General features: G+C 57.4%; 18 protein-coding genes. 8 read left to right on the top strand and 10 right to left on the bottom strand.

Features of this window, described 5'->3' with window-relative positions:
* The first annotated feature begins 204 nt into the window (after nt 1–204).
* From GOW56_RS13045 to GOW56_RS13010, 8 genes are all read left to right on the top strand, one after another.
* Nucleotides 205–1,158, top strand: coding sequence for an HlyD family secretion protein (locus GOW56_RS13045; protein ID WP_254447229.1), 954 nt, complete (start codon nt 205–207; stop codon nt 1,156–1,158).
* Entirely contained in the window at nt 1,155–2,081 is a 927-nt protein-coding gene (locus GOW56_RS13040) for an ABC transporter ATP-binding protein (RefSeq protein WP_171206162.1), read from the top strand. Before GOW56_RS13045 ends, GOW56_RS13040 begins: the two co-directional genes overlap by 4 nt.
* Nucleotides 2,078–3,223, top strand: a complete 1,146-nt coding sequence (locus GOW56_RS13035) for an ABC transporter permease (RefSeq protein WP_171120927.1) — start codon at nt 2,078–2,080, stop codon at nt 3,221–3,223. Before GOW56_RS13040 ends, GOW56_RS13035 begins: the two co-directional genes overlap by 4 nt.
* Before the next feature lie 552 nt (nt 3,224–3,775).
* Nucleotides 3,776–4,522, top strand: a complete 747-nt coding sequence (locus GOW56_RS13030) for a response regulator transcription factor (protein ID WP_171120925.1) — start codon at nt 3,776–3,778, stop codon at nt 4,520–4,522.
* Nucleotides 4,523–4,846: 324 nt separating this feature from the next.
* Nucleotides 4,847–6,853, top strand: a complete 2,007-nt coding sequence (locus GOW56_RS13025; protein ID WP_171206161.1) for an ATP-binding protein — start codon at nt 4,847–4,849, stop codon at nt 6,851–6,853.
* A 63-nt stretch (nt 6,854–6,916) separates the two neighbouring features.
* Nucleotides 6,917–7,939: an adenylate/guanylate cyclase domain-containing protein gene (locus GOW56_RS13020; RefSeq protein WP_171206160.1), complete on the top strand. Its 1,023-nt coding sequence runs from the start codon at nt 6,917–6,919 to the stop codon at nt 7,937–7,939.
* Nucleotides 7,940–8,038: 99 nt separating this feature from the next.
* Nucleotides 8,039–9,487 carry an NADH:flavin oxidoreductase gene (locus GOW56_RS13015; RefSeq protein WP_171120919.1) on the top strand — a complete coding sequence of 483 codons (1,449 nt, stop codon included), beginning with the start codon at nt 8,039–8,041 and terminating at the stop codon, nt 9,485–9,487.
* Nucleotides 9,488–9,521: 34 nt separating this feature from the next.
* Nucleotides 9,522–9,935, top strand: a complete 414-nt coding sequence (locus tag GOW56_RS13010; protein WP_171120917.1) for a hypothetical protein — start codon at nt 9,522–9,524, stop codon at nt 9,933–9,935.
* Nucleotides 9,936–10,847: 912 nt separating this feature from the next.
* Here GOW56_RS13010 and GOW56_RS13005 read toward each other — a convergent pair.
* The 10 genes from GOW56_RS13005 to GOW56_RS22105 all read right to left on the bottom strand — a co-directional run bounded on the left by GOW56_RS13005 (nt 10,848) and on the right by GOW56_RS22105 (nt 23,154).
* Nucleotides 10,848–13,508, bottom strand: coding sequence for a nitrate reductase (locus GOW56_RS13005; protein ID WP_171206159.1), 2,661 nt, complete (start codon nt 13,506–13,508; stop codon nt 10,848–10,850).
* A complete protein-coding gene (gene nirD, locus GOW56_RS13000; RefSeq protein WP_171172767.1) occupies nt 13,508–13,840 on the bottom strand; it encodes a nitrite reductase small subunit NirD in 333 nt (110 codons plus the stop codon). Before nirD ends, GOW56_RS13005 begins: the two co-directional genes overlap by 1 nt.
* Complete coding sequence (nirB, locus tag GOW56_RS12995; RefSeq protein ID WP_171206158.1) at nt 13,837–16,272, bottom strand: nitrite reductase large subunit NirB; 2,436 nt, start codon at nt 16,270–16,272, stop codon at nt 13,837–13,839. Before nirB ends, nirD begins: the two co-directional genes overlap by 4 nt.
* A 4-nt stretch (nt 16,273–16,276) precedes the next feature.
* Nucleotides 16,277–17,956, bottom strand: coding sequence for an ABC transporter ATP-binding protein (locus GOW56_RS12990; protein WP_171206157.1), 1,680 nt, complete (start codon nt 17,954–17,956; stop codon nt 16,277–16,279).
* Between the two features lie 5 nt (nt 17,957–17,961).
* Nucleotides 17,962–19,044, bottom strand: coding sequence for an ABC transporter permease (locus GOW56_RS12985; RefSeq protein WP_152458841.1), 1,083 nt, complete (start codon nt 19,042–19,044; stop codon nt 17,962–17,964).
* A gap of 71 nt (nt 19,045–19,115) precedes the next feature.
* Nucleotides 19,116–20,480 (bottom strand): CmpA/NrtA family ABC transporter substrate-binding protein, encoded by a 1,365-nt coding sequence (locus tag GOW56_RS12980; RefSeq protein ID WP_171172771.1) that lies wholly within the window; start codon nt 20,478–20,480, stop codon nt 19,116–19,118.
* 270 nt (nt 20,481–20,750) lie between these two features.
* On the bottom strand, nt 20,751–21,920 hold the full coding sequence (locus tag GOW56_RS12975; RefSeq protein WP_171206156.1) for an ABC transporter substrate-binding protein: 1,170 nt from the start codon (nt 21,918–21,920) through the stop codon (nt 20,751–20,753).
* Nucleotides 21,917–22,501, bottom strand: a complete 585-nt coding sequence (locus GOW56_RS12970; RefSeq protein WP_171206155.1) for an ANTAR domain-containing response regulator — start codon at nt 22,499–22,501, stop codon at nt 21,917–21,919. Before GOW56_RS12970 ends, GOW56_RS12975 begins: the two co-directional genes overlap by 4 nt.
* A gap of 201 nt (nt 22,502–22,702) precedes the next feature.
* Nucleotides 22,703–22,837: a hypothetical protein gene (locus GOW56_RS22015; RefSeq protein WP_256368257.1), complete on the bottom strand. Its 135-nt coding sequence runs from the start codon at nt 22,835–22,837 to the stop codon at nt 22,703–22,705.
* A gap of 113 nt (nt 22,838–22,950) precedes the next feature.
* On the bottom strand, nt 22,951–23,154 hold the full coding sequence (locus tag GOW56_RS22105; RefSeq protein ID WP_371807908.1) for a hypothetical protein: 204 nt from the start codon (nt 23,152–23,154) through the stop codon (nt 22,951–22,953).
* Nucleotides 23,155–23,435 lie beyond the last annotated feature (281 nt).

Raw genomic sequence — 23,435 nt, 5'->3', positions numbered from 1 at the left:
TCGAAGTGGTGGATATCGGCAGTGGCGTGCATTTCCTGCAGGAAGACAATCCCCGCCTTATCGAGAAAAAGTTCGAAGACTGGCGCACCTGCCTGCGTGACGTTTCTACAGGGCGATATATACAAATCGAATTTCCTGATTGTATGGTTCAATAACCGGCCCATCTGAATAGCGGCCAGCAACCGGAGGGTAACCTTGCTGAATATGACGATTCCCATACCCCTGATTTTGGCCGCTGTGCTGCCCGCCATTCTGGACCGGTGCTCTGGGTCCGATACCAGCGTCGCCTTGGGCGTTTTGGCACGAGATCGTGTGGCCTTGACCGCGACAGCCAGCGAAATTGTCGTCGATTTACCGGTTGCAGAGGGAGCCGTGGTAAAGGCAGGTGACACGCTGGTTCAGCTTGATCCAACATTGCAAAGCGCAAAGTTAGCACTGGCGCAGGCGGAACTGGAAAAGGCCCAGGCCACGCTTCTGAAACTGCAGGTGGGGCCGCGAGAGGAGGAGATTGCGATAGCCGAAGCCAAAGTCGCGGGCGCTGTTGCACGTCTTGCCGATGCCGAGGCTATCTATGACCGAAACGCCAGACTGGTCGAGAACTCGGTCGTGACCGAGGCTCAGGTGGCAAATGATCTGGCCCTGCGCGATTCCGCGCGGGCTGAGTTGGCCAGCGCTCAACAATCCCTGAAAGAGCTGCAAAACGGCACCCGCCCCGAAGACCTTGCGGTTGCCGAAGCCAATGTGCGGGCAGCAGAAGCCTCGATCGCCGCCGAACAGACTGTACTGGATAATTTGACTGTCACGGCCACCCGCAACGGCGTGTTGGATTCCCTGCCGTGGAATTTGGGTGAACGAGTAACATCCGGTAGCCCGGTGGCCGTGATGGTCACGGGCCAAATCCCCTATGCGCGCGTCTACATTCCCGAGCCACATCGCGTCAATCTGAGACCCGGCGATTCGCTGGAAGTGCGCGTTGACGGGCTGGCCGATCCATTGGATGGCGTGATCCGCTGGATCAGCGACGACGCGTCCTTCACCCCCTATTTCGGATTGAACAAAGACGACCGCACGCGCCTTGTCTATTTGGCTGAGATTGACCTGCCCACTGCAACACCTGACTTGCCCGCCGGTGTACCAGTGCAGGTCACAATGCCATGAGTGATATCGTCGTCTCGACGCAGGGTCTGACCCGCCGCTTCGGGGAAAACACCGCCGTCAACAATCTGGACCTTGAAATCAGAACGGGCCAGATTTACGGGTTTCTCGGTCCCAACGGTTGCGGCAAGACCACGACCATGCGCATGCTGACCGGCTTGCTCACCCCCAGCAGTGGGGCGATCTCGGTTTTGGGCCGGTCAATGCCCGACGCGGCTGAGCCGTTAAAAGATGAGATCGGGTACATGACCCAGATATTCTCGTATTACCGCGATCTGACCGTACTGGAAAACCTCCGGTTCGCAGCGGAAATCTATGGCATTCCAGCCAAATCGGCGGCAAACCGGATCGACGAGTTGCTAAACACCTATGACCTGACAACCAATGTGCATCAGCTAAGCGGTAGCATGAGTGGCGGACAGCGACAGAAACTGGCGCTTGCGGCGACCGTCATGCACCGACCAAAGCTGCTGTTTCTGGATGAACCGACCTCTGCCGTTGACCCCGAAACCCGTCGCACATTCTGGGAACAGCTGTTCGATCTGGTCGATCAGGGCGCGACGATGATCGTCTCGACACATTTCATGGACGAGGCCGAGCGCTGTCACCGGTTGGCGATCCTGCAACACGGGGTGAAAAAGGCAGACGGGTCTCCGAGTCAGTTGATGGACGATCTGCAGGCCGATGTTGTCGAAGTTGAAGGCCCAGACCTGCGCAAGGTCAAACACGCGTTGGACGGCCAGCCCAAGATCCTGTCGACCGCGCAAGTCGGGTCGCGGCTACGTGTGCTGGTAGAAAAATCCGAACCTCAGCCGGTCGACATGTTGCGCGGCCAACTTGCTGCGTTTCCCGACCTGTCCCTGACTCCGCAGCGACCAAATCTGGAAGACGTGTTCGTCAGCGCCACACGGGGGCCAGAACAGTGATCTCGCCACGCCGCATCGTTGCTGTACTGAAGAAAGAACTGCTGCAACTACGGCGAGACCGGATGACGTTCGCCATGGTCATCATGATCCCGCTGATCCAACTGCTGCTGTTCGGCTATGCGATCAACACCAACCTGCGCCATGTGCCCGTAGCAGTGGTGGACCAATCCGGAACCGAGCTGTCCCGCACATTGGCGCAGATCGTTCAAGCCACGCAGGTCGTGACCATCACCGAACAACTAACAACCCCGCAAGAAGCCGAACGCGCGATCACTGAATCCCGCGTGCGCGCCGCGCTGATCATCCCGCCCGATGTCAGCCAACGCCTTGCCCGCAGTCCCTCTGTCGGTTTGGGTCTGCCCAACGCAACGGACCAGACCAGCAGTCGGCCCGTTGCCCATTGGATCGTCGATGGTTCGGACACCATGGTCGCCAGCGCAATCAAATCCCTGCGCACGATGCCTTTGACAGAACTGCTGAAACAACCACCAAACCGGCAGGTGCCCACCTTCGAGGTGACGCTTTACTTCAATCCCGAGCAGCGGTCGGCGGTCAATATCGTGCCGGGTCTTGTCGGTGTGATCCTAACCATGACGATGATCCTGTTCACCTCCGCCGCCATCGTCCGCGAACGCGAGCGGGGCAATATGGAGATGCTGATCAACACCCCGATCAAATCGATCGAACTGATGATCGGCAAGATCATACCCTACATCTTTCTGGGCCTGATACAGGTCGCAATCATCCTGGGTCTCGGGCACATCCTGTTCGATGTCCCGATAAACGGCGGATTGGGCACTTTGCTTGTAGTGACCTTGTTGTTCATCATCGCCAGCCTGTCGCTTGGGCTGGTGATCTCGACCCTGGCTCAAAACCAGCTCCAGTCGATGCAAATGACCATCTTTGTCCTACTGCCTTCAATCCTAATGTCTGGCTTCATGTTCCCCTTCGACGGTATGCCCAAACCTGTCCAAATGATTGCTCAAGTTTTACCTGCGACGCACTTCATGGACATGATTCGCGGTGTGGTTCTTCGAGATGCTTCGCTCTACGAGTTGCGCTGGGGGATTCTCTGGATGATCGGATTTGCGGCATTCGGATTGTTGGCGGCAACTCTGAGGTTCAAGAAGCGGTTGGGTTGAAGACCCCCGGCCCATAAGAGACATTCATCTCCCAGCTCCGATGCTGCGGTCGCAGCCCGCATTGCCGCCGTTCGCTGCATTCGCGAAAACTGGAAATGATCATACTCACAAATTGCGGGACAGACCCGCCCTTCGCTCACGCGGCTGTTTCTGACGCAGCATCCGTTCGCATTCGCAGTGGCGATCCTGCCGCGCAACTGCAGAGGTCGTCGAAGCGGTCATTTCCAAGCGGCTTCAGGGGCATCGTCTTAACCGCACCTTCGCTGCATTGGTCTCAGACTCGAAAGTCGCGCAACAAACCTGCCGTTGATTGAAACGCCTCGAATGACCGCTCTTGGCTAGAGGCGGGTTTCATTTGAAGCAGAGGATTCTGGCGAAGAGCTCAGAAACACGATTGCGTACGCCTTCGAGACGTTTGGAACGCATGAAATTCGAAAGGCGTCGCGCGTTGTGGTTTCTAGAATGCACCCGAGGCAGACGCGCTCGATCCGGGAGCCGCAGCGGTGTTGTGAGCTGCGTTCATAACTCATTCGGCAACTTTTCTGCGGATTTATGGTCTCCATTGGGGTACGCTTTGTCTTTAAGATGTCTCGCAAAACCCGCATATTGATCGTCGAGGACGAGCCCACCGTTCGCGCACTAATGAGAGCACTTCTCCAGAACGAAGGGTTTATCGTCACGGCAGCGGAAGACGTTGCGACCGCCGAGGCCGAAATTCGGTTCGTAGACTTCAGCTTGGTGCTTCTTGATCTCTCGCTACCCGACGAGGACGGGCTTGTCCTGGCACGGCGGCTTCGAGCCCGCTCGTCGATCCCAATCATCTTCGTCACACACAGAGACGCGGACAGTGAGAAGATCACGGCGCTTGAGATGGGCGGAGACGACTACATCACCAAACCGTTCCACCCGCGAGAGCTAGTCGCTCGTGTCCGCAGCGTTTTGAGACGAAGTAGTGCAGACTTTGCCCAAAAGACGGGTGTTGAACGTGTCCGAGTAGGGGAATGGGTGCTCGATCTGAGCCGGCGGACGGTCATCGCGCGCGGAGGTGGCTCGGCGAAGCTGACACGTGCGGAGTTTGATGTCCTTGCAGCATTGGTACAGGCTGACGGGCGTGTAATGTCCCGTGCTCAGCTGTTGGACGCTATGGCGGAGCATCGAACTGATGGAACCGACCGAACTATTGATGTTCTGGTCAGTCGTATACGGAAGAAGCTTTCGGAGCCGGGCAAAAGCAGGGAATTGATCGATACGGTGCCGACGATCGGCTACAAGATAGGCGCAGATGTCGTGCCTTTCTGAGCCGGTACGTGACGTGCTCAACTCAGTGTATGCTGTCGCCAGTATGCCCAACTAAGGTCGAATGTTGTGCCTAGCTGCCAGAATTCCGCGGGGTTGACGACCCCGCACCCTCTAACGCTGAAGTTCAGGGACGCTGAACTTGAGTCCAGATTTCTGGCCGATCACGGTCGCAGGACGAGAACCCAGGCGCGGCTCGCCATTCTGGCGGCAATTGTCCTCTACGTGGTGTTCTCCGTTATCGATCCTTGGGTCGTAGGTGAAAACTATCGTTCGGCTTGGACGGTTCGGGTCTTCGTGTGCGTGTTCCTTGTCGGAGCGCTTGCCATGACCTATTCCGAACTCTATCTCCGGGTCGCCCGTTTGGTTCAGTGGATGATACTGATCGTTTGCTGCTCTGGCATCATTGCCTTGATCTATCTCTCCGATACGGTGGGTCAGACAATGTACTATGCTGGCATCATGCTGATAATCATCGGGTGTTTTGTCGTTTTCCCCTTCACATTCATACACGCACTTCTGGGAACAGCTCTCTCGGTTCTTGCTTACTTCGTGGTTGCAATTCTGTTTGGCGATTTGTCGACGCCGATATTCTACAACAACATGATCTTTCTGATCTCGACGTCACTGATATTGGGCTTTGCCGGTTACACGCTGGAGTCCTACGACCGGCGGAACTTCGTGCAGCAGCGCGAGCTTTTGCACAGTCGAGAAGAACTGCGCGAAGCGCGCGACGACGCACTCGCTGCAAGCCAAGCGAAGTCCGAATTCTTGGCGACTATGAGCCACGAGTTGCGCACTCCGCTGAATGGAATTCTTGGCACCGCGCAACTTGCCATCCGTCGAAGTGACCTCCAAGCATCAATCCAAGAGGACTTCGAAGTAGTCGAGAGATCTGGCGAACTACTGCTGAAACTAATCGACGACGTATTGGACATCGCTCGCATCGAAGCGGGGCGCCTGGAGATCGAACGGGAGAGCTTCGCGCTGATTGAGGTCGTGGAAGACGTTGTCGAGATACTGAGGCCAATCGCCGCCAAGCAAGTAACTTTGATAAGTTACGACATCGCTGACGATGTGCCGAGGTTCCTTTTCGGTGATGAAGCGCGTGTACGTCAGATTCTCCTTAACCTCTCTGGGAACGCCGTCAAGTTCACGCAAGACGGGGAAGTAACGATCAAGGTCGCGAGGACGGAGGGCTTCGGGAGCGTACCACTTGTTAGTTTTTCGGTTGTGGATACAGGGATCGGCATTCCGCCTGAAGATCTTGGCAGAATTTTCGACCCCTTGACCCAGGGAGCAAACGCTGTCCAGCGCCGGTTTGGCGGTACCGGTCTGGGCCTTTCTATCGTCAAGCGTTTGGTCGACGCCATGGACGGCACGCTGTCAGCCGAGAGCGTCGTCGGCGAAGGTAGTCGCTTTTCCTTCGAGATCGATCTCGTGGCTGGCGCCGAGACAAATACCCCGCAATCGGAACAAGGCCCAAAGAAGTGGATAACCCCCCCCTTGCACGTGCTACTCGTCGAGGACGACCCCGTCAGCCGGGGCGTCGCCGAAGCAATGTTGGAGAAGTTTGGGCACACAGTCACGACAGTTGACCGCGGATATGACGCCGTGTCGTTGGTACGGGATGTCAAGTTCGATGCAATCCTGCTGGACATGCGACTGCCCGATATGGATGGGGTCGACGTGGTTCGAGCCCTTCGGCAAGAAAAGAACAGATGCGCGGACTGGGTCTCGATCATTGCCGTTACAGCTAACGTATTTCCTGCCGACATCGACGGTTACCTTGCGGTAGGTTGCGACGACGTCGTAGCGAAACCGGTCCAGGCGGATCAGCTTCATGCGGTTCTCAATCAAGCTGCGCACATACGGGGACGAATGTACGCGGATTGGCCCGACAAGCTGAAAGTCCCGGAGGCGTTCGAAGCCGAGCTGTTCCGGGAGGTCCTGGAAAGTGTCGGAACAGCCGAAATGCTGAACCTTGTCGGGCAACTCCAGAAGTCCATCAGCCAGAACGTGGCTGAGATTGAAGCTGCGGGAGAGGACGGTTTGTTTTCTAAGGCGGTCGATCCCGCGCACCGCCTCGCCGGTGCCGCGAGGTGTCTCGGTCTGACGCAGCTTGCCGCATGCCTCAATCGGCTGGAGGCGTACATCCGTTCCGGAGAGAACGCGGCCGAGATTGCGCAAACGATCTGCGACCTTAAGCGCCAGGGGGAAGAGGCGGCGATCGCCTTGGCCGAAGTCCAGGCGGGAATCGCCGGGATCAGCGCTCCGGACCATCCGGACCCCGCTGGCGCTGAATGGCAGCCGGGGCCGTTAACATCGCGTTAATCACACCGACAAATCCCGTTCAAACGATTGCGTCACACTTTCTCTTATCAGAGGAGGAAGGGCATGGCCCATCGATTGACTGCAATCCTGATCGCCGACGTCGTCGGGTATTCGAGGATGTTGACCTCGGATGAAGCTGCAGCACTCAGAATGGTGCGCGAGATTGAGTCGGGTATTCTCAAACCGGCGGTCTGGACCAACTCGGGCAAGATCATCAAAACCGTCGGCGACGGTTGGATCACCGAGTTCGGCAGCGCGATCGGCGCCGTCGACTGCGCGCTCGAAGTTCAGCAGTTGCTCGCGTTCGAGCATGCTGCTGAGCTGCGGATAGGAGTGGACATCGGCGACGTCGTACCAATCGATCACGAGGTCTTCGGAACGGCTGTGAACGTAGCGACGAGATTGCAGGAGTTCGCGGATCCCGCCGGGATCGCGATCTCCGATGCGACGTATGCGACACTGGACGAGACGGTGGCCAGAATCTTCGTCGACGCGGGGATCCAGGAGTTGAAAAACTTGGCGCGTCCCTTGCGCGTCTGGACGGCGGCGCCGTTTTCCGTGCGGGAGATCAGGCAGATGACCAGCGGAGCAGAAGCCTGGAGCAAGGACCTGTTCCTTGAGCTTGCACCTATCTGTACAACCGATCCCAGGGATGAGATCCACGAGATCGCCCACGCGCTGGACTGCGATCTTAGGGCGCTGCTGTCGGCATCCGGCTGGCTGCGGATCGGCCGTGAGCTGACCGACCCCGACGGCGCTTACCGCCTTGAGGGCGTGCTGCGCAGCGTGCAGAATCGGCTCCGCCTGGAGGTAAGACTGTTGCTCGCGGATGGAGAAGTTTGGACGGCGAAATACGAAGGTGACTTGCCAGCTCGGTTTGAATGGCAGGACGAGGTCAGCGAGGAGCTCTCGACGACTGTCCTTGGCGTGATGCTGGATGAACGTTCGGCAGAGCTGAGGCGCCGGATCAGCGAGCTTCGCGTACCGGATTTGGCTTCAGATGAAAAATGCGTAGACTTCTTGTCAGTCACGCAAAGGACGGTGAACGCCGATTGTACGGCGATAAAGCCGCCGGTCGCAAAGTGAAGGCGACCACGAAAGAGGCAAGTTCCCGGTCAAGGCCCCATCGGCTTGATGACTGATCGCGCGGCGGTCGGCCCTTGAATTTACGGGTGAGGAGGCCAAATGACGGCACCACGTATCCACGACCCGCTGGACATCGGGAGCCTAAAGCTGGACAACCGCCTGCTTAGGTCAAGCCTCTCCGGACGGATCGACAACTATGACGGCTCGGGGACGGAATGGCGCCGGAACTTCGAACGAACCTTCGCAGCTGGAGGTGTCGGCGCCATCATCTCGTCGCACGTACCGATCCACACAAGCGGACGTATTCTGCCGAATTACGCGCATGTGGATTGCGACGCGCGAATCCCGTTCTGGGAATCGGTCGTCAAACAGGTCGCGAGGGCGACGCCCACGGGTCGCGAGGAACCATGCCACTACATAATGCAGCTCTCGCACTCCGGACGTCAGCAGGACATTGCAGGGATCGAGAACCTCGGACGCCAACCGCCGGCACCAACTGATAGGAAGGGGTTCTTCCACGGCCTCAGGGGACGTCGGATGACCGACGGCGAGGCCTGTAAGATCATCGCGCTCTTCGTTAACGCCGCGCGGAGGGCACAGCGTGCCGGAATCAAGGCGATTGAACTGCACTCGGGAAACGGTTACCTCTTCACGCAATTCCTGAGCGCCGCCATAAACCGTCGTCCCGATGGCGACTTTGCCGGCGGCTGTATCAAAACACGGTACGAATTCCTGAGACGGGTCATCTGCGCAATTCGCGACGATCCAAAGGTCCGTGACATGACCCTCATCGCCAAACTCAGCATCGCGGAACTAAACAACTGCGTCTTCCCCTGGGTCCACCCAGGAAACACCCTTGAAGAAAACGTTCAGGTCGCGGAATGGTGCGAAAGAGACGGCGTGGACGCGATCCACGTATCGTCGGGCAGCATGTTCGGGCATCCCTGCAATCCCGCAGGTTACTTCCCAAGCGAGTTCGTACCGAGGACTTACAAGTCACTAATCGACAGCGGGGCCTACACGTTTCTCTGGTACCTTGCATTCAGAGTGCGGCCCCTGCTGTGGGTGGCGAGGCTCTTATGGGAGCGGTCGCTCCGGCGCGAACTTTATCCGACAATAGGAAGTTTCGTTGCGGGACGCAGGCCACCGGCAGACAACAAGGACGCGGCCTGGCGTAGGCTCGAGGGCGTCAATCTCGATGCTGCCGAGGCCGTTAAATCCCGCGTGACAATCCCGGTCATCTGCACCGGTTCCTTCCAAACCCTGGAAGGAATTCAGGCAGCCTTGGACGATGGTAAATGCGATGCAGTGTCCATTGCGCGCCCCCTGCTGGCCAACCCCAATCTGCCGAACGAGATACTCAAGGCCAGCCGCGAGAAGAAAACAGCGCACGCAGCGGAGCGTCCCTGCACGCTCTGCAATCGTTGCCTCCTGGCGGTGCTCGAATACCCAATGGGCTGCTACGACGACAGCCGCTTCGCGCACATCCCGGGCCAACCGCACCATCGTTGGGATGCCCTGATCCAGGAGGTCTTCGACCTGTACTAGCAATGGCGGCTGTGCTGCCAGGATGGAGAAAGCGATGAAGAGTCACTACCACTGGCGCCGATTGCTAATTGCAAAAGGCCTCTACAACTGCGTCGGCACTTTCGGCCTGGTTGTGTTCTCGGACTGGGCGCTGAACTGCCTCGGGCTCGATGCCGGTGATCGCCTGTTCTTCTACCTGTTCGCACTGCACGCCTTCGTATTCGGACTGGGTTTCATGGCGGTGGCGTTCAATCCGGACCGAAACCACACCATCATCGCGACTGGTGCGTTCGCTCAGTTGGGTTTGGCGGGCTTGAGCATTTGGTATACCACCAGTGGCAGCGCAGACGTGCTGCTACTTGGCCCCGGCGCCGTCGACTTAGTGTTCGGTGTACTGTTCCTCGTGTTCCTCTGGAACTACCAATGGAGTAGTGCTGAACCGCGCTCTGCTCGTACGGATGAACCGTGAATCTTGACGCTGTCATCGGCCATGGAAGCAAGGCCACATGCTTCGGTTTGACGCTATATTTCTAATCGCCGTTGACGGCTCAAATGCTCAAGATCAGCCAGCAATGGTAAGTTGGATCGTCTTGCCGCCTTGACTCAGGGCAGACTGCGAAACAGCATCTGGCGATACCAAGACTAATTTACATAGAAGTCTGATCGGACCCACGAGAGGGATATTGGATGAAAAAACACCTTTGCTACTTGGGGGGTTTCTCACTTCTTTGTACTGAGGCTATCGCACAAGAACAGCCGATTATTCGCGCACTTGATCCCGGCACATTCGTGACAGATCAGTTTCCCCAGACCCATATTCAGCCAACTGCTTCGGAGCTTCTCGGATTGGCTCAAACTGGCGGCTTTGGCGTTAGCACTGAGGACACCGGTTTGGCACTTAGAAATCTAACCGGCAATGAACTGAGTCAGCTCGTCAGAACGCCTGGGCTAGTCAAGCAAGCAATCAGATCGACTTTTATATATCTACGACCAACTTCAAGAGAGCGACCAGCTTGGAGCTGCACTCGCGGCACAGGCTGCAGGAACAAATGAATGGGTAACAATCACAACACAACGCGGCCCCACAGTGCACTGGGCTATCGCCCGCCAGCGCCCGAAACCATCATACCAATGGATCGCAGGCCGACAATGCACTAACAATCAATTTGGACCAGTCAGATGAGGCTGCTCAGTCGCAGGACACGAAATTGCTCAGTAAGCATATATTGGCGCTTGGAGCGCAGGACGACGCCATCCTTCCACCGGATTGCCCGAACCGGTGAATCACGCTCAGCCAGGTTTTGGGTATCGAGTGAGTGGAAACCGCTCCTACCTAGATAACCTACCAAAGCAGACTGCTGTCCAGCTCGACAACCCGGGTTTATACTTGCTGTTTTTCCGGGAAACTCTTCGGTGTATTGCGGTTCAACTTCGAATGCTCCGCGACCAATTCAGCCAACTCTGGCCGGCATGAACCGCAGTTTGTTCCAGCTTGAAGGGCATCTCCGATATCGTCCGCATTGATCAAACGTTTGTCGCGAATGGCGCCGATGATGGTTTTTAGTCCGACCCCGAAACACGAACAGACAATTGGTCCACAGTCTTCAGAAGCAGCAGATGACCGGCCAGACAGTATCTGAATGAGCGAAACCTCAGGCAAACTTGCCAAATAGTCTCGCATCAGAATGATAGGTTGGCGGGAGACGAAAAGCGCTGCCAAGAGGCGCTGTCCGTCTGACAGCGCGATCCTATGCGCGCCGCGATTGGGGTCTTCGATTGAAGTCACCATGGCATCAGGTAGTCCAAACCACTCGCGGGCTTTGTGTTCCCAATCGTCGATGTCCTGCTTCCCTGCCAACTCCATCCTGTAGCCTTTGCCCGTTTTGCTCATTGCCCAGTATTCTGCCGTAGGCGAAGCCGCATCGACGGAAATGGCGAAGCCGTACCAGGAAGCATTCAGACGCCGCACAGAAACAGCCGTCGCCTTGCTTTCAGGCTGTCCAGATATCGGATCAGTCACACTTGGAACAAGCGCATCCACACGGGCTGAAGGTGCCGTTTCACCCGTCCAGTGAATTGGTGCGAACACTTGCCCGGGTGCGACAGCTTCCGAGATTCGCAGGCGAAAGACACCGCTTCCAACTGAGCTGTCGAGTTGGACCAAATCTGCGGCGCTAAGGCCCAACCGATCAACGTCTGTTGGATTCATGTCAACATAAGGTTCGGAAAGGTGGGCTGATAAACGAGGCGACAAACCTGACCGTGTCATGGTATGCCACTGATCCCGGTTTCGCCCTGTGTTTAAAAGAAACGGGAATTGTGCACAGGTTTCCACTTTGGGCGGCTTGTGAGAAACCGGAACAATACGCGCTTTGCCATCAGGATGAAAAAACTGTCCATCGCCAAAAAACCGCTTGTCGGTCGCACCAAGTGTCGTTGGCCATTGTGTGGGGCTCAGCGCATCATAGTCTTCATCCCCAACGTCGGACAACTCGGTAATATTGAAGTCCTTGCCAAAAGACGTCGCAAGTGAGGTCATGCTCGCGTATTCTCTGAAAATCTGCGCCGGAGACTCGTAGTTAAATGCCTCTTCCCAACCCATCCTACGGCCGACCTCGGCCAAGATATCCCAGTCCGAGCGGGCTTGCCCCGGAGGCCTCAAAACGGCACGTTGTCTGCTTATCGTGCGATCTGAATTGGTTACAGTCCCCGATTTTTCTGCCCATCCCGCCGCAGGCAGCAGCACGTCTGCGATACGCGCGGTATCTGTCCGCGCGGTAAGGTCGCTGACAACTGTAAATGGGCAGTTTTCGATAGCTGCGCTCACTCTGTCCGCGTCCGGCATGGTAGCCGCAGGGTTGGTGTGGATGATCCAGAGCGCCTTGATCTGACCGTCTTCGATGGATCGGAACAGATCGACCGCTTTTAATCCTTGCCTCCGAGGGATGTTGGGCGAATTCCAAAATTGTTTAACCGCCTGACGATGGTCCTCGTTTTCTATGTCCAGATGGCAAGCGAGCGTATTGGCCAGACCACCCACCTCTCGACCGCCCATGGCGTTAGGCTGACCTGTGACCGAGAACGGCCCCATCCCTTCGCGACCAATTCGACCGGTGGCCAGATGGCAATTCAAGATCGCATTGACCTTGTCGGTACCGCTGGAAGACTGGTTTACACCCTGACTAAAGACCGTAACGACCCGCTCAGTACCGATCCACAAATCGCAAAACGCCTCAATCTCAGATGGGCTGAGCCCCGTCTCGTCAGGATCGTCAAGCTGCGCCAGTTCGAGGGCTTCAGAGAACCCATTGCTTCGTTCCAGGAATTCGGCGGATACATGGCCGGTGTGGTGAATTCTGCAAAGCAATCGGTTGAAAAGCGCTACGTCGCTGCCTGGCTTAAGCGGCAGATGAAGGTCCGCCTGATCACAACTCGCTGTGCGGCGCGGGTCAATGACCACGATCTTCGTGCCATGCGCCTGACGCGCCGCCATGACCCGCTGATAGAGAACGGGATGACACCAGGCAAGGTTTGAACCAACCAGCACAACTAAGTCAGCGTGATCCAGATCTTCATAAGTTCCGGGCACTGTATCGGTTCCGAAGGCGCGTTTATGCCCGGCTACAGTTGACGCCATACACAACCGCGAGTTGGTGTCGATATTGGCTGAGCCGATGAAGCCTTTCATCAACTTGTTGGCAACATAGTAATCCTCGGTCAGCAATTGGCCCGAGACGTAAAAAGCTACGCTGCCCGGTCCGAACTCTCTGATCGTGGCCGAAAAGCGATCGGCAACCAATTGCAGTGCGTTATCCCAACTGGTGTCCTGGCCGAACGCGCGTGGGGCCAACAACCGGTGGTCTAGACCCACGGTTTCGTCCAAAGCCAACCCTTTCGAGCATAGACGCCCGTAATTCGCCGGGTGGTCCGGGTCGCCCCGCACTGTCAGACCACCGGCACCATCGGGGCGCAAAAGAACACCGCAGCCGACGCCGCAATAGGCACAGGTTGACCGGACCTCTGGCAGGCCAGTTCCGTCCATCAGGCCGCACTCCGCCGGGTGACGGCGCTGTCGTCAAGCAGGATGCGCCCATCTTCCAAACGTACGGGGTAGGTGGTGATGCGACCATCATCTGCGCCCTGGGCCTCGCCCGTATTCAAGTCGAAAACCCAGTTGTGCAAGGGGCAGGTGACCGACTGGCCGTGGACGATGCCTTCAGACAACGGGCCACCCTTATGGGGGCAGCTATTGGTTGCGGCGTACACTTCAACCTCAGCAGTACGGAATACGGCGATGCAGCCGATATGGGTTTTCACCAACCGCGCCCCGCGTAAGGGAACCTCGTCGATATGTCCGATGTCGATCCAGCTCATTCCGCTGCCTCCAGTGTGAAATCTGCAATCGGCGCGTAGGTCTGCGCTTTTTCTTTGACGTGTTCGGCCCACGGGTCTTTACGGTAGATGCTTTGCGACAGCTCGAACCTGGCGACCAAGGCGGTGCGGTTTTCAAGGTCGTCCACGACCTGAGCTTTGACCCAGTCCATGCCGACCTTGCCTAGCCATTTATACATTCGATCCAGATATTTGCCGCCTTCGCGATAGGCTTGCGTGACGGCCATCACCACCTCAATCGCTTCGCCTTCGGTCTGGACCTGGCACAGCAATTCGGTCTCTTTCACGTCCATACCGGCGGCCCCTCCGATACTGATCTGATAGCCTGAGTCCACGCAGACAACGCCGATATCCTTGCAAGTCGCCTCAGCGCAGTTGCGAGGACAGCCCGACACGGCCAGCTTCAGCTTATGCGGAGTCCAAGACCCCCACAGGATTTTCTCAAGCTTGATGCCGAGGCCGGTGCTGTCCTGCGTGCCGAACCGGCAATGATCGGTTCCGACGCAGGTTTTGACTGTCCGCAGGCCCTTGGAATAGGCGTGGCCCGAGACCAGACCGGCCCTGTTCAGATCCGACCAGATCGCAGGCAGGTCTTCACCCTTCACGCCCAGCAGATCGATGCGTTGTCCGCCGGTGACCTTTACGGTTGGCACGTCGTACTTGTCGGCGGCGTCGGCAATGGCACGCAGTTCTTCGGGCGTGGTGATCCCGCCCCACATGCGCGGCACGACGCTGAACGTACCGTCTTTCTGAATATTCGCGTGTTTGCGTTCGTTAACGAAGCGGCTTTGTGGATCATCCTGATATTCCAGTGGCCAATCCGCCAGAAGGTAATAGTTGATCGCCGGGCGGCAGACATGACAGCCGTTGGGCGTATTCCAGCCGAGTTCCTGCCAGACTGCGGCCTGGCTTTTTAGTTCTTGGCCCTTGATCAGACGGCGTACATCTTCATGCGTCAGGTCGGTGCAACCACAGATCGGTTGTGCCGCTGGCATCTGGAACGCATCGCCTAAAGTGACCTGCAGGACCTGTTCTACCAGACCCGAACATGTTCCGCAGGAAGCGCTGGCCTTGGTACTTGCCCGCACCGCGCCCAGATCGCCAGCCCCTGAATGGATCGCCTCGACAATGTCGCCTTTGCATATGCCGTTGCAGCCGCAAATCTCCGCCTCAGGCGGCAATGCTGCAACGGCTGAGAGAGGGTCCGCGGTGTCGCCCCCCTGGTAGGCCGGGCCAAAGATCAGCGTCTCACGCATGTCTTCGATGCTGGTGCCATCCTGGATCAGGCCGAAAAACCAGCCGCTGTCGGCCGTGTCACCGTACATGACAGCGCCGATCAGACGGTCCTGTTCGATCACAAGACGCTTGTAGACGCCCCGCGATGGGTCGCGGAAGACGATATCCTCACGCCCCGGTCCATCCGCGAAATCGCCAGCGCTGAACAGATCGCAGCCGGTGACTTTCAACTTTGTTGAAAGAGTTTTTTGCTCAAACGCGACCTCTTTATCCAACAAGGCATGCGCCGCCACTTTCGCCTGATCGTAGAGCGGCGCGACAAGACCAAAGACCTCTCCGTTATGCTCGACGCACTCACCCACAGCGTAAATCTCCGGATCCGAGGTCAACATTTGGTCATCCACATGAATGCCACGCCCGGTGGCCAGACCGGCCTCCAGCGCCAGCGCTGTATTGGGACGGATGCCAACGGCCATGACCAGCAGATCACAGGGCAGCTCGGTCCCGTCGTCCAGCAAAAGTGCGCGGACCTTGCCATCTTGCCCAAGGATTTCCTTGGAGTTCGCCTGTAGGCAGATATTGATTCCTTTGTCTTCCAGCGACTTCTTCAGCAGGTAGCCTGCGGCTTCATCCAACTGACGCTCCATCAAGTGGCCCATGATATGCACCACGGTGACGTCAACGCCGTGCGCGGCCATGCCCGCCGCAGCTTCAAGCCCCAGCAAGCCGCCACCGATCACGACGACCTTGTTGTCGGGGCCCATGTCCATCATCTGCTGGGTGTCTTCCAGGTCGCGATAGGCGATGACACCTTCCAGATCATGACCGGGCAGGGGGATGATGAACGGGTTCGACCCGGTTGCGATCACCAGCTTGTCGTAGAGAAGGTGTCCGTGCTCGCCCTCGACAACTTTCATCTCGCGGTCGATCTTTGCAACTTTCTCACCGAACCGGCAAGCAATCCCCCGCTCGGCGTACCAGGCGTCATCATGTGTGACGATCTCTTCATAAGTCTTCTCACCCGACAGAACCGGGCTCAGCATGATGCGGTTGTAGTTCCCGCGGGGCTCGGCGTTGAACAGGGTGATGTCGAACGCATCCGGCGCGGCGTCGGTCAGGTGTTCTAGCACCCGGCCCGAGGCCATGCCTGCGCCGATGACAACAAGTCTTTGTTTCATGGTTTCACTCCGCTGCAATCGCCTTGGGGGCGGGCGTTTTTGGCTTGGCGCCGTGTTCGTATTCTTCGAGGAAATCGAGGACCTCCTGCCGGTAGGCGTAGTAGTCCGGATGCTCCAACAGCGCTTTGCGGGTGCGCGGGCGCGGCAGGTCGACCTTGGTGATCTTGCCTATGGTCGCTTGTGGGCCATTGGTCATCATCACCACGCGATCGGCCAGCAGGATCGCCTCATCCACGTCATGGGTCACACAGATTGCGGTGACCTTGGTGCGGGACCAGACCTCCATCAACACTTCCTGCAATTCCCAACGGGTCAGACTGTCGAGCATCCCGAAGGGCTCATCCAACAGCAGCAGCTTGGGCGATAGGGCAAAGGCGCGTGCGATGCCGACGCGTTGTTTCATGCCGTTCGACAGGTCGCTTGCGGATTTGTCCATCGCGTCGGCCAGACCGACGCGTTCCAGATAGTATTCAACGACATCCTGACGCTCGGCGATGCTGGCCTTGGGATAGACTTTGTCGACCCCGATCGCGACGTTTTCCTTGGCATTTAGCCATGGGAACAGGTTGGGGGATTGGAACACCACGGCGCGTTCTGGATCAGCCCCCTCGACATGACGACCATCCAGCTTGATCGCGCCCTTCGATATATCGTTCAGCCCCGCAGCCATGGTCAGAACCGTAGATTTTCCGCAACCTGAATGGCCGATCAGCGATATGAACTCGCCCTTGTCGATTTTCAGGTCAAAGTCCTCGACCACGGTCAGAGGGCCTTTTGGTGTCGGGTACACTTTGTGCAGTTGCGAGAAGTCGAGGAAGCGGTCCTGGATCATCCCCTTTTGCGCCTCAGCCACCGCAGCCGGCACACCGTGAATTGGAGTCACATCGGGCAAGATGCGCGAACCTTCGACCTTGGCTTCGATCCCCACATCCATCAGGTACTTGGTGACGTCGGAGCGTAGGCGCTTGAACGTCTCGTCGTTGTTCATTGCACCGCGTTCGCGAGGGCGCGGGATCGATACGCGGAATTCCTGGCCCAACGTACCATCGGGGTTCAAGGCGATGATCCGGTCGGCCAGAATGATCGCCTCGTCCACGTCATTGGTGATCAGAACGCAGGTCTTTTTGTCGGCCTCCCAGATATGTTCGATCTCATCCGCCAGATTGGCACGGGTGAGCGCGTCGAGCGCCGACAGAGGCTCATCCAACAACAAAACCTCGGGGTTCATCGACAAGGCACGCGCCACGTTGACCCGCTGACGCATCCCACCCGACAGTTCCGCCGGGCGGCGCGTGGCAGCGTGGCTGAGACCCACCATCTGCACATAATGCGCGACCTTCTCGGCCTTCTCAGTCTTGCCGAGGCCCGGAAAGACCGTATCGACCGCCAGCCCCACATTGCCGCTGACCGTCAGCCAAGGCATCAGTGAATAGTTCTGAAATACTACGCCACGTTCCGGGCCCGGCCCCTTGATCGGAGTGCCTTTGAACGTGACCTCTCCGCCAGTTGGAGTATCCAGACCGGCCATGAGGTTAATCAGGGTCGTTTTTCCGGTGCCGGAAAAGCCGAGGATCACCAGAAACTCGCCCTTTTGCACGTCCAGATCGATGCCTTTCAGCACATCCGTGCGCGCGGCGCCTTCACCGAAGGATTTCGTGGCGTTTTTGAAGCTCAGTATGCTCATCGCGCTCACCGGTTGTTCGTGAATGTGAAGAGGGATTGCAGCGCGTACATCACCCGGTCCAACAGGAAACCGATGATGCCGATGGTGAAGACCGCAACCATGATCTTGGCAAGCGAGCTGGACGAGCCGTTCTGGAACTCATCCCAGACAAACTTGCCCAAACCGGGGTTCTGCGCCAGCATTTCCGCCGCGATCAGAACCATCCAGCCGACGCCCAGCGACAGGCGCAAACCTGTGAAAATCAGCGGCAACGCCGAAGGCAGCACCAGCTTAGTGACTTTGGTATAGGTGTTCATTTTCAGAACCTTGGAGACGTTCACCAAGTCCTTGTCGATGGTCGCCACACCCAGCGCGGTGTTGATCAGGGTTGGCCAAAGCGAACACAGGGTCACTGTGATGGCGGAGATCAGGAAGGACTTGGCGAACCAACCGTCGTTGGTGACGTAGACGGCCGAGACGATCATGGTCACGATCGGCAGCCATGCCAGAGGTGAGACCGGTTTGAAGATCTGGATCAGAGGGTTCAGCGCCGCATTGGCGGTCGGCGACAGTCCGGCAGCGATCCCAAGGGGAACGGCCACAACGGTCGCGATCAGAAACCCGAAGAACACGGTTTTGATAGAGGTCCAGATTTGCTGGTAGTAAGACGGCGCGCCGGTGTAGGCGACTTGTTTGACCTCGTCCGCGCGGCCCGTATCGATCAGCTTCTGGTTCCGTTTCTCAACCATTGCCTCGAACTTGGCGCGCTTGGCGGCCTTGGCCTGTGCGTCCTCGTTGAGGTTGACCATTTCTGCCCAGACCTGAGCTGGGCCTGGTACGGCGCCCAGGGAAGTTTGCACTTTCGGGGCGAGCGTCCCCCAAAGCAGCAGGAAGGCGCAGATCGACAGCAGGGGGACGACCAGAAGACGCCAGATTTCGGTCATCTGAGCGCGGGGGTTGTCTCCGGCGGCAGCTTTCAGGACCGGGGTGGCCCAGCTTAAGCCAAGAATCTGGAACCATTTGTCGGCGGCGTTGATGCGGGTGAACAGGCGGGTGCGACGCGCCTCTTTGGCGGCGTCTGCGTTGAATTCGGGATCGACCGTTGTCATCTGATGTGTCCTTGCGATGGCGGGGCACTTTGGGGTGTGCGCCCGACTGATACCGGGCGCGACGCATGGGATTAGCCTTGCACGTCCGAGCCGACGATCTTCTGATCGCCCTTCAGACCAATGGACAGGCTTTCGAGATAGGCGTTGGGGGTGCGGCCGTCATAGGTGATGCCGTCGATGATATCCTCGGCCGGGGTGGGCGCTTTGTAACCATCACTGTCCCAGGGGAAGTCGGCCTCATTCGCCAGGCCTTCATCGACTAGCAGGCGCGCGGCTTCCAGATAGATCTCGGGTTTGTAGACAGATTTGGCAACCTCGTCATACCAGCTGTCGGGCTTGGATTCAGGGATCTGACCCCAGCGGCGCATCTGTGTCAGATACCAGATCGCGTCCGAATAGAACGGGTATGTCGCGTTGTAGCGGAAGAACACGTTGAAATCAGGAACTTCGCGCTTGTCGCCTTTTTCGTATTCAAATGTGCCGGTCATCGAGTTGGCGATCACGTCATAATCTGCGCCCACATATTCCGCGCGGCTGAGGATCTCGACCGCCTCGGGGCGGTTGGCGTTGTCGTTCTCATCCAGCCACATCGCGGCGCGGATCAGGGCCTTGGTCACGGCCAGCGTGGTGTTGGGATACTCTTCTGCGAACTCGGCAGTGATGCCAAAGACCTTCTCAGGGTTGTTCTTCCACAGCTCATAGTCCGTGATGACCGGCACGCCGATACCCTTGAACACAGCCTGTTGGTTCCAAGGCTCGCCCACGCAGTAGCCGTATATCGTGCCAGCCTCCAACGTGGCAGGCATCTGCGGCGGTGGCGTTACTGACAGGAACACATCTGCGCCGATCTGGCCGGTTACGTTGTCAGGGCTGTAGTAGCCGGGGTGCAGTCCACCGGCGGCAAGCCAATAGCGCAGTTCGTAATTATGGGTCGAAACGGGGAAGACCATGCCCATGTTAAAGGGCTTGCCTTCGGACTTGTATTTCTCGACGACCGGAGCAAGCGCCTCGGAGCTGATAGGGTGTTGGGGACGACCATCCTCCATCACCGGGATATTCGGCTTCATCTCTTCCCAAATCTCGTTCGAGACGGTGATGCCGTTGCCGTTCAAGTCCATCGAAAATGGTGTGATGATATGCGCCTCGGTGCCGTATCCGATGGTCGCGGCCAAAGGCTGCCCGGCCAGCATGTGCGCGCCATCCAGCTGCCCGTCGATCACGCCATCCAGCAGCACTTTCCAGTTGGCTTGTGCTTCCAGCGTCACGAACAGGCCTTCGTCAAGAAAGTACCCATTCTCATAGGCGACAGCCAGCGGCGCCATGTCAGTCAGTTTGATAAAGCCAAACGTTAGCTCGTCTTTTTCCAGTTCCAGTTCGGCCAGTGCCGGTGACACAAGCGCCGTCGTCGCAGCAAGGCCTAAAAGAAGCTTTTTCATCTCGTTCCCTTTCGGTTCAGCCCAACCCGTTGGGCAAACAAAAAAGCCGCCGACACAGTCCGCCGGGAGGAGGTGGCGGATGGTCGAGCGGCTTTGCTCTTGTGAGGTGCCCTGGACTATGGGCGAATTCCGTCGGTGGGCGTCGTTGCCTTCCGATGTTCCGATTTAGCCAGTCACGCAGCGGCGCGTCATCAATTTTCAGCGTTTTCACCTCGAAAATTCTGCGTCGCAGCAATAACAGATGCTGCACTGCAAAAATTTTGTGCAGACTTACCCCGCTGGCTCGAAAATGCGTCGGTCGAAAAAGACGTTCCGAGACAGAATCAGGCTGCCATTGGTCGAGGCAACCGCCGTCGACTCGGGTAACGCCCCTTCAAGTTTCTCGGACGCGCCGGGTGTTTCCACACCAAGCCCTTGCAATTCGCGACGATAGAGATCACTGCGAAAGACCTTTGCGGATTGTCGTTCCGCAGTTCCGGCGTCCAGCCCGTTTCGTTTCGCCAATTGATGCGCAACCCATTTCGCCTGACTGCGCCATGGGAAGGTGGCAGCGCCGTCAAAAAACTCGACAAACCCATCGACATGGCGCTGCTCGCCGCGGGCCGATATAGTGAATTCGCCCATCAGCGCTCGGTCAATCAGCTCGGGTGAGACGTTGAGATAGGTTTTACGCGATAGCATCTCGGATGCAGTTGTACGGCTGTCCGTGTTCGAAAGCCAGCGTCCTGCGCGCCAAACGGCCCGCATAAGGCTACCCAGCAAATGTGGTTCGGTTTCGGCCCAGTCGTTTCTGACCGCCAGCACCTTTTCAGGTGCACAGGACCAGATCGCCTTGCCGGGCAACAGTAGTGCACCGACATTGTCGTCTACAGCGAATGAGCCCCAGGGCTCACCCACACAGAAGGCATCGATCTCGCCACCTGCGAGCGCCTGCGCCATGAGTGGAGGCGGGACGGTTCGGATTTCGACCTGTTTCGAGGCCAGTTCGGTTCCAGCGACCCAATAACGCAACAATTCAACATGCATCGAAAACGGAAAAGGTACACCGAACACCAAAACGTCGCCGGCGGCCTGTGCCAGTGCAGCCCCAGCTGCAGCAGCATCGGAGAAATCGAAGCCGTAGCCCTGGTCGGCCAACCGCCCAGCCAATTGAGTTCCAACACCTATGACATTGCCATTGAGCGACAGGACAGACACGGCGGACAACGGTGTCGCAATGCCTCCAAGACCCAAAGCCATCGCAACGGGGACGGGTGACAGCAGATGTGCCGCGTCCACGTGCCCAAAGGCCAGCATATCACGCAGAGACGACCAAGATGGAGCCGGTCGCAGGTCCAACGAGATGCCTTCGGCGTGGTCAAACCCCATCTCGCGTGCCACGATCAGTGGAGCGGCATCAACCAAAGGCATATAGGCGACAGGCAGGGTTACCGTTCTCATGACAACAAACCTGATGCTGTGACCAAGGCTTCGGACACCTCGGCAACCCGGCGATTCTGATTCATCGCAGTTTTACGGAGCAGGGCATAGGCTTCATCTTCCGAAACGCCCTTGGCCTTCATTAACAAGCCCTTAGCTCGGTCAATCACCTTGCGCTCTTCTAGCGCACGGCGGGTTTCGGCCAGTTCGGTCCGTATCTGACGTAACACCTGAAACCGGGCAATAGCGGTATCGATCACAGGTTTAATGCGCTCGGCTTGCAAACCGTCGACGACATAGGCCGATACCCCGGCCTCAACTGCGGCTTTCGCCAACCCGCCCGCAGCGCTCGAGACAAACATCGCCACGGGACGTTCCAACGGGCCCGAAGCAACGGTGAGCTCTTCCAGCATATCCCGCGATGGATTGTCGATGTCGATCAGGACAATGTCTGGGCTATGCGTTGCAATTTTACGTGCCAGACCGGAGACATTGCCAATTACATAAACGTCTACGTCTCCAGCCTCTTTTAGGGCATCTACGATCGCAAAAGCACGCTCTTGGTTCTGTTCGACTACAACGACAGTCAGATGTTGATTCATAGAGTCTCAACTGAGCCCAAGATTCATTTATCGCAATTCCAAGGCCAATAATCTGTTCACCAGGCTGCCGGTTCGCCCATTATTTCAGCGTATTTCCACATTTAGCGGAATGCCTGCACAGTTTTTCTACATGGCATCAAAGAAATCTGCGGTGAGCGCTGCAGTGGCGTCTCGCATCGCACCTTGTGTTTTTCACTTGCTCTAACGGTCGTAGGATTTTTCAACAACTCTGATCTGTCCGATCGCATCAAGACGGGGCATACCTTGCCCCATCAGAAGTTCAAACTGCCGCAACTTCGAATCTACCTCTTCTGGCTTCGGTCGCTTGTTTGCCATTCTCAGTCCTCCGTTTCCTAAACATAACGGTGGACCAGTTCAGTTGGGGAGGCTCAAAGCTGCCCATCCTGCTTTGTTCTGCCAGGACCCCTACCAGTTCCGCTGGGAGATCTTCAGTCAGCAGGGCTCAGGTCTTGAGAGGCGTGGGCGTACACGATTTCTTTCTCCATTCGCTCATAGACCGTGAGAAGCCTGGCGGCTCGTTTCACGGCGTCGAGCGGGAGGTCGGTACGCAGGGAAAGGTACAGAGATGAGTTTGATTGAAAGTTTGATAGCGCCCTGGGAAGGCGTTTGCGGCAATGGAATGCCCGACCCATTCGCATGAGGTAAGGGCCGGCGCAGTGTTTTGGCTTCTGATGGGACGAGCTAGAGCGCTTGCGCGCATAGTTCGCAACGGATTGTGTTACACCCTCTGTCACAGTTTCGGGCGACTGAGACACATTGTCTAAGATGAGCTTGGGAAAGCTCTAATTTTCTCGACTTTTCATGGAAATTGGCTGGGGTGGTAGGAATCCTTGCCGACCGATGAAACCTATCAACTTTTCCCACTAGCCTGAGAAACTGGGGCGGTTTCGGGGGCATTCTGCTTAGCGAAGCG

The organism is Ruegeria sp. HKCCA0235A, from assembly GCF_013033235.1.
Lineage (GTDB): Bacteria > Pseudomonadota > Alphaproteobacteria > Rhodobacterales > Rhodobacteraceae > Ruegeria.
The sequence above is the reverse complement of the archived record's forward strand: the minus strand, read 5'-3'. Positions and strand labels throughout refer to the sequence as shown.

What these genes read in the sequence shown, in the direction of transcription:
- GOW56_RS13045 (WP_254447229.1), top strand. Translation starts at nt 205, where the DNA reads ATGACGATTCCCATACCCCTGATTTTGGCCGCTGTGCTGCCCGCCATT.
- GOW56_RS13040 (WP_171206162.1), top strand. Translation starts at nt 1,155, where the DNA reads ATGAGTGATATCGTCGTCTCGACGCAGGGTCTGACCCGCCGCTTCGGG.
- GOW56_RS13030 (WP_171120925.1), top strand. Translation starts at nt 3,776, where the DNA reads ATGGTCTCCATTGGGGTACGCTTTGTCTTTAAGATGTCTCGCAAAACC.
- GOW56_RS13025 (WP_171206161.1), top strand. Translation starts at nt 4,847, where the DNA reads ATGACCTATTCCGAACTCTATCTCCGGGTCGCCCGTTTGGTTCAGTGG.
- GOW56_RS13020 (WP_171206160.1), top strand. Translation starts at nt 6,917, where the DNA reads ATGGCCCATCGATTGACTGCAATCCTGATCGCCGACGTCGTCGGGTAT.
- GOW56_RS13015 (WP_171120919.1), top strand. Translation starts at nt 8,039, where the DNA reads ATGACGGCACCACGTATCCACGACCCGCTGGACATCGGGAGCCTAAAG.
- GOW56_RS13010 (WP_171120917.1), top strand. Translation starts at nt 9,522, where the DNA reads ATGAAGAGTCACTACCACTGGCGCCGATTGCTAATTGCAAAAGGCCTC.
- GOW56_RS13005 (WP_171206159.1), bottom strand. Translation starts at nt 13,508, where the DNA reads ATGGACGGAACTGGCCTGCCAGAGGTCCGGTCAACCTGTGCCTATTGC.
- nirD (WP_171172767.1), bottom strand. Translation starts at nt 13,840, where the DNA reads ATGAGCTGGATCGACATCGGACATATCGACGAGGTTCCCTTACGCGGG.
- nirB (WP_171206158.1), bottom strand. Translation starts at nt 16,272, where the DNA reads ATGAAACAAAGACTTGTTGTCATCGGCGCAGGCATGGCCTCGGGCCGG.
- GOW56_RS12990 (WP_171206157.1), bottom strand. Translation starts at nt 17,956, where the DNA reads ATGAGCATACTGAGCTTCAAAAACGCCACGAAATCCTTCGGTGAAGGC.
- GOW56_RS12985 (WP_152458841.1), bottom strand. Translation starts at nt 19,044, where the DNA reads ATGACAACGGTCGATCCCGAATTCAACGCAGACGCCGCCAAAGAGGCG.
- GOW56_RS12980 (WP_171172771.1), bottom strand. Translation starts at nt 20,480, where the DNA reads ATGAAAAAGCTTCTTTTAGGCCTTGCTGCGACGACGGCGCTTGTGTCA.
- GOW56_RS12975 (WP_171206156.1), bottom strand. Translation starts at nt 21,920, where the DNA reads ATGAGAACGGTAACCCTGCCTGTCGCCTATATGCCTTTGGTTGATGCC.
- GOW56_RS12970 (WP_171206155.1), bottom strand. Translation starts at nt 22,501, where the DNA reads ATGAATCAACATCTGACTGTCGTTGTAGTCGAACAGAACCAAGAGCGT.
- GOW56_RS22015 (WP_256368257.1), bottom strand. Translation starts at nt 22,837, where the DNA reads ATGGCAAACAAGCGACCGAAGCCAGAAGAGGTAGATTCGAAGTTGCGG.
- GOW56_RS22105 (WP_371807908.1), bottom strand. Translation starts at nt 23,154, where the DNA reads ATGGGTCGGGCATTCCATTGCCGCAAACGCCTTCCCAGGGCGCTATCA.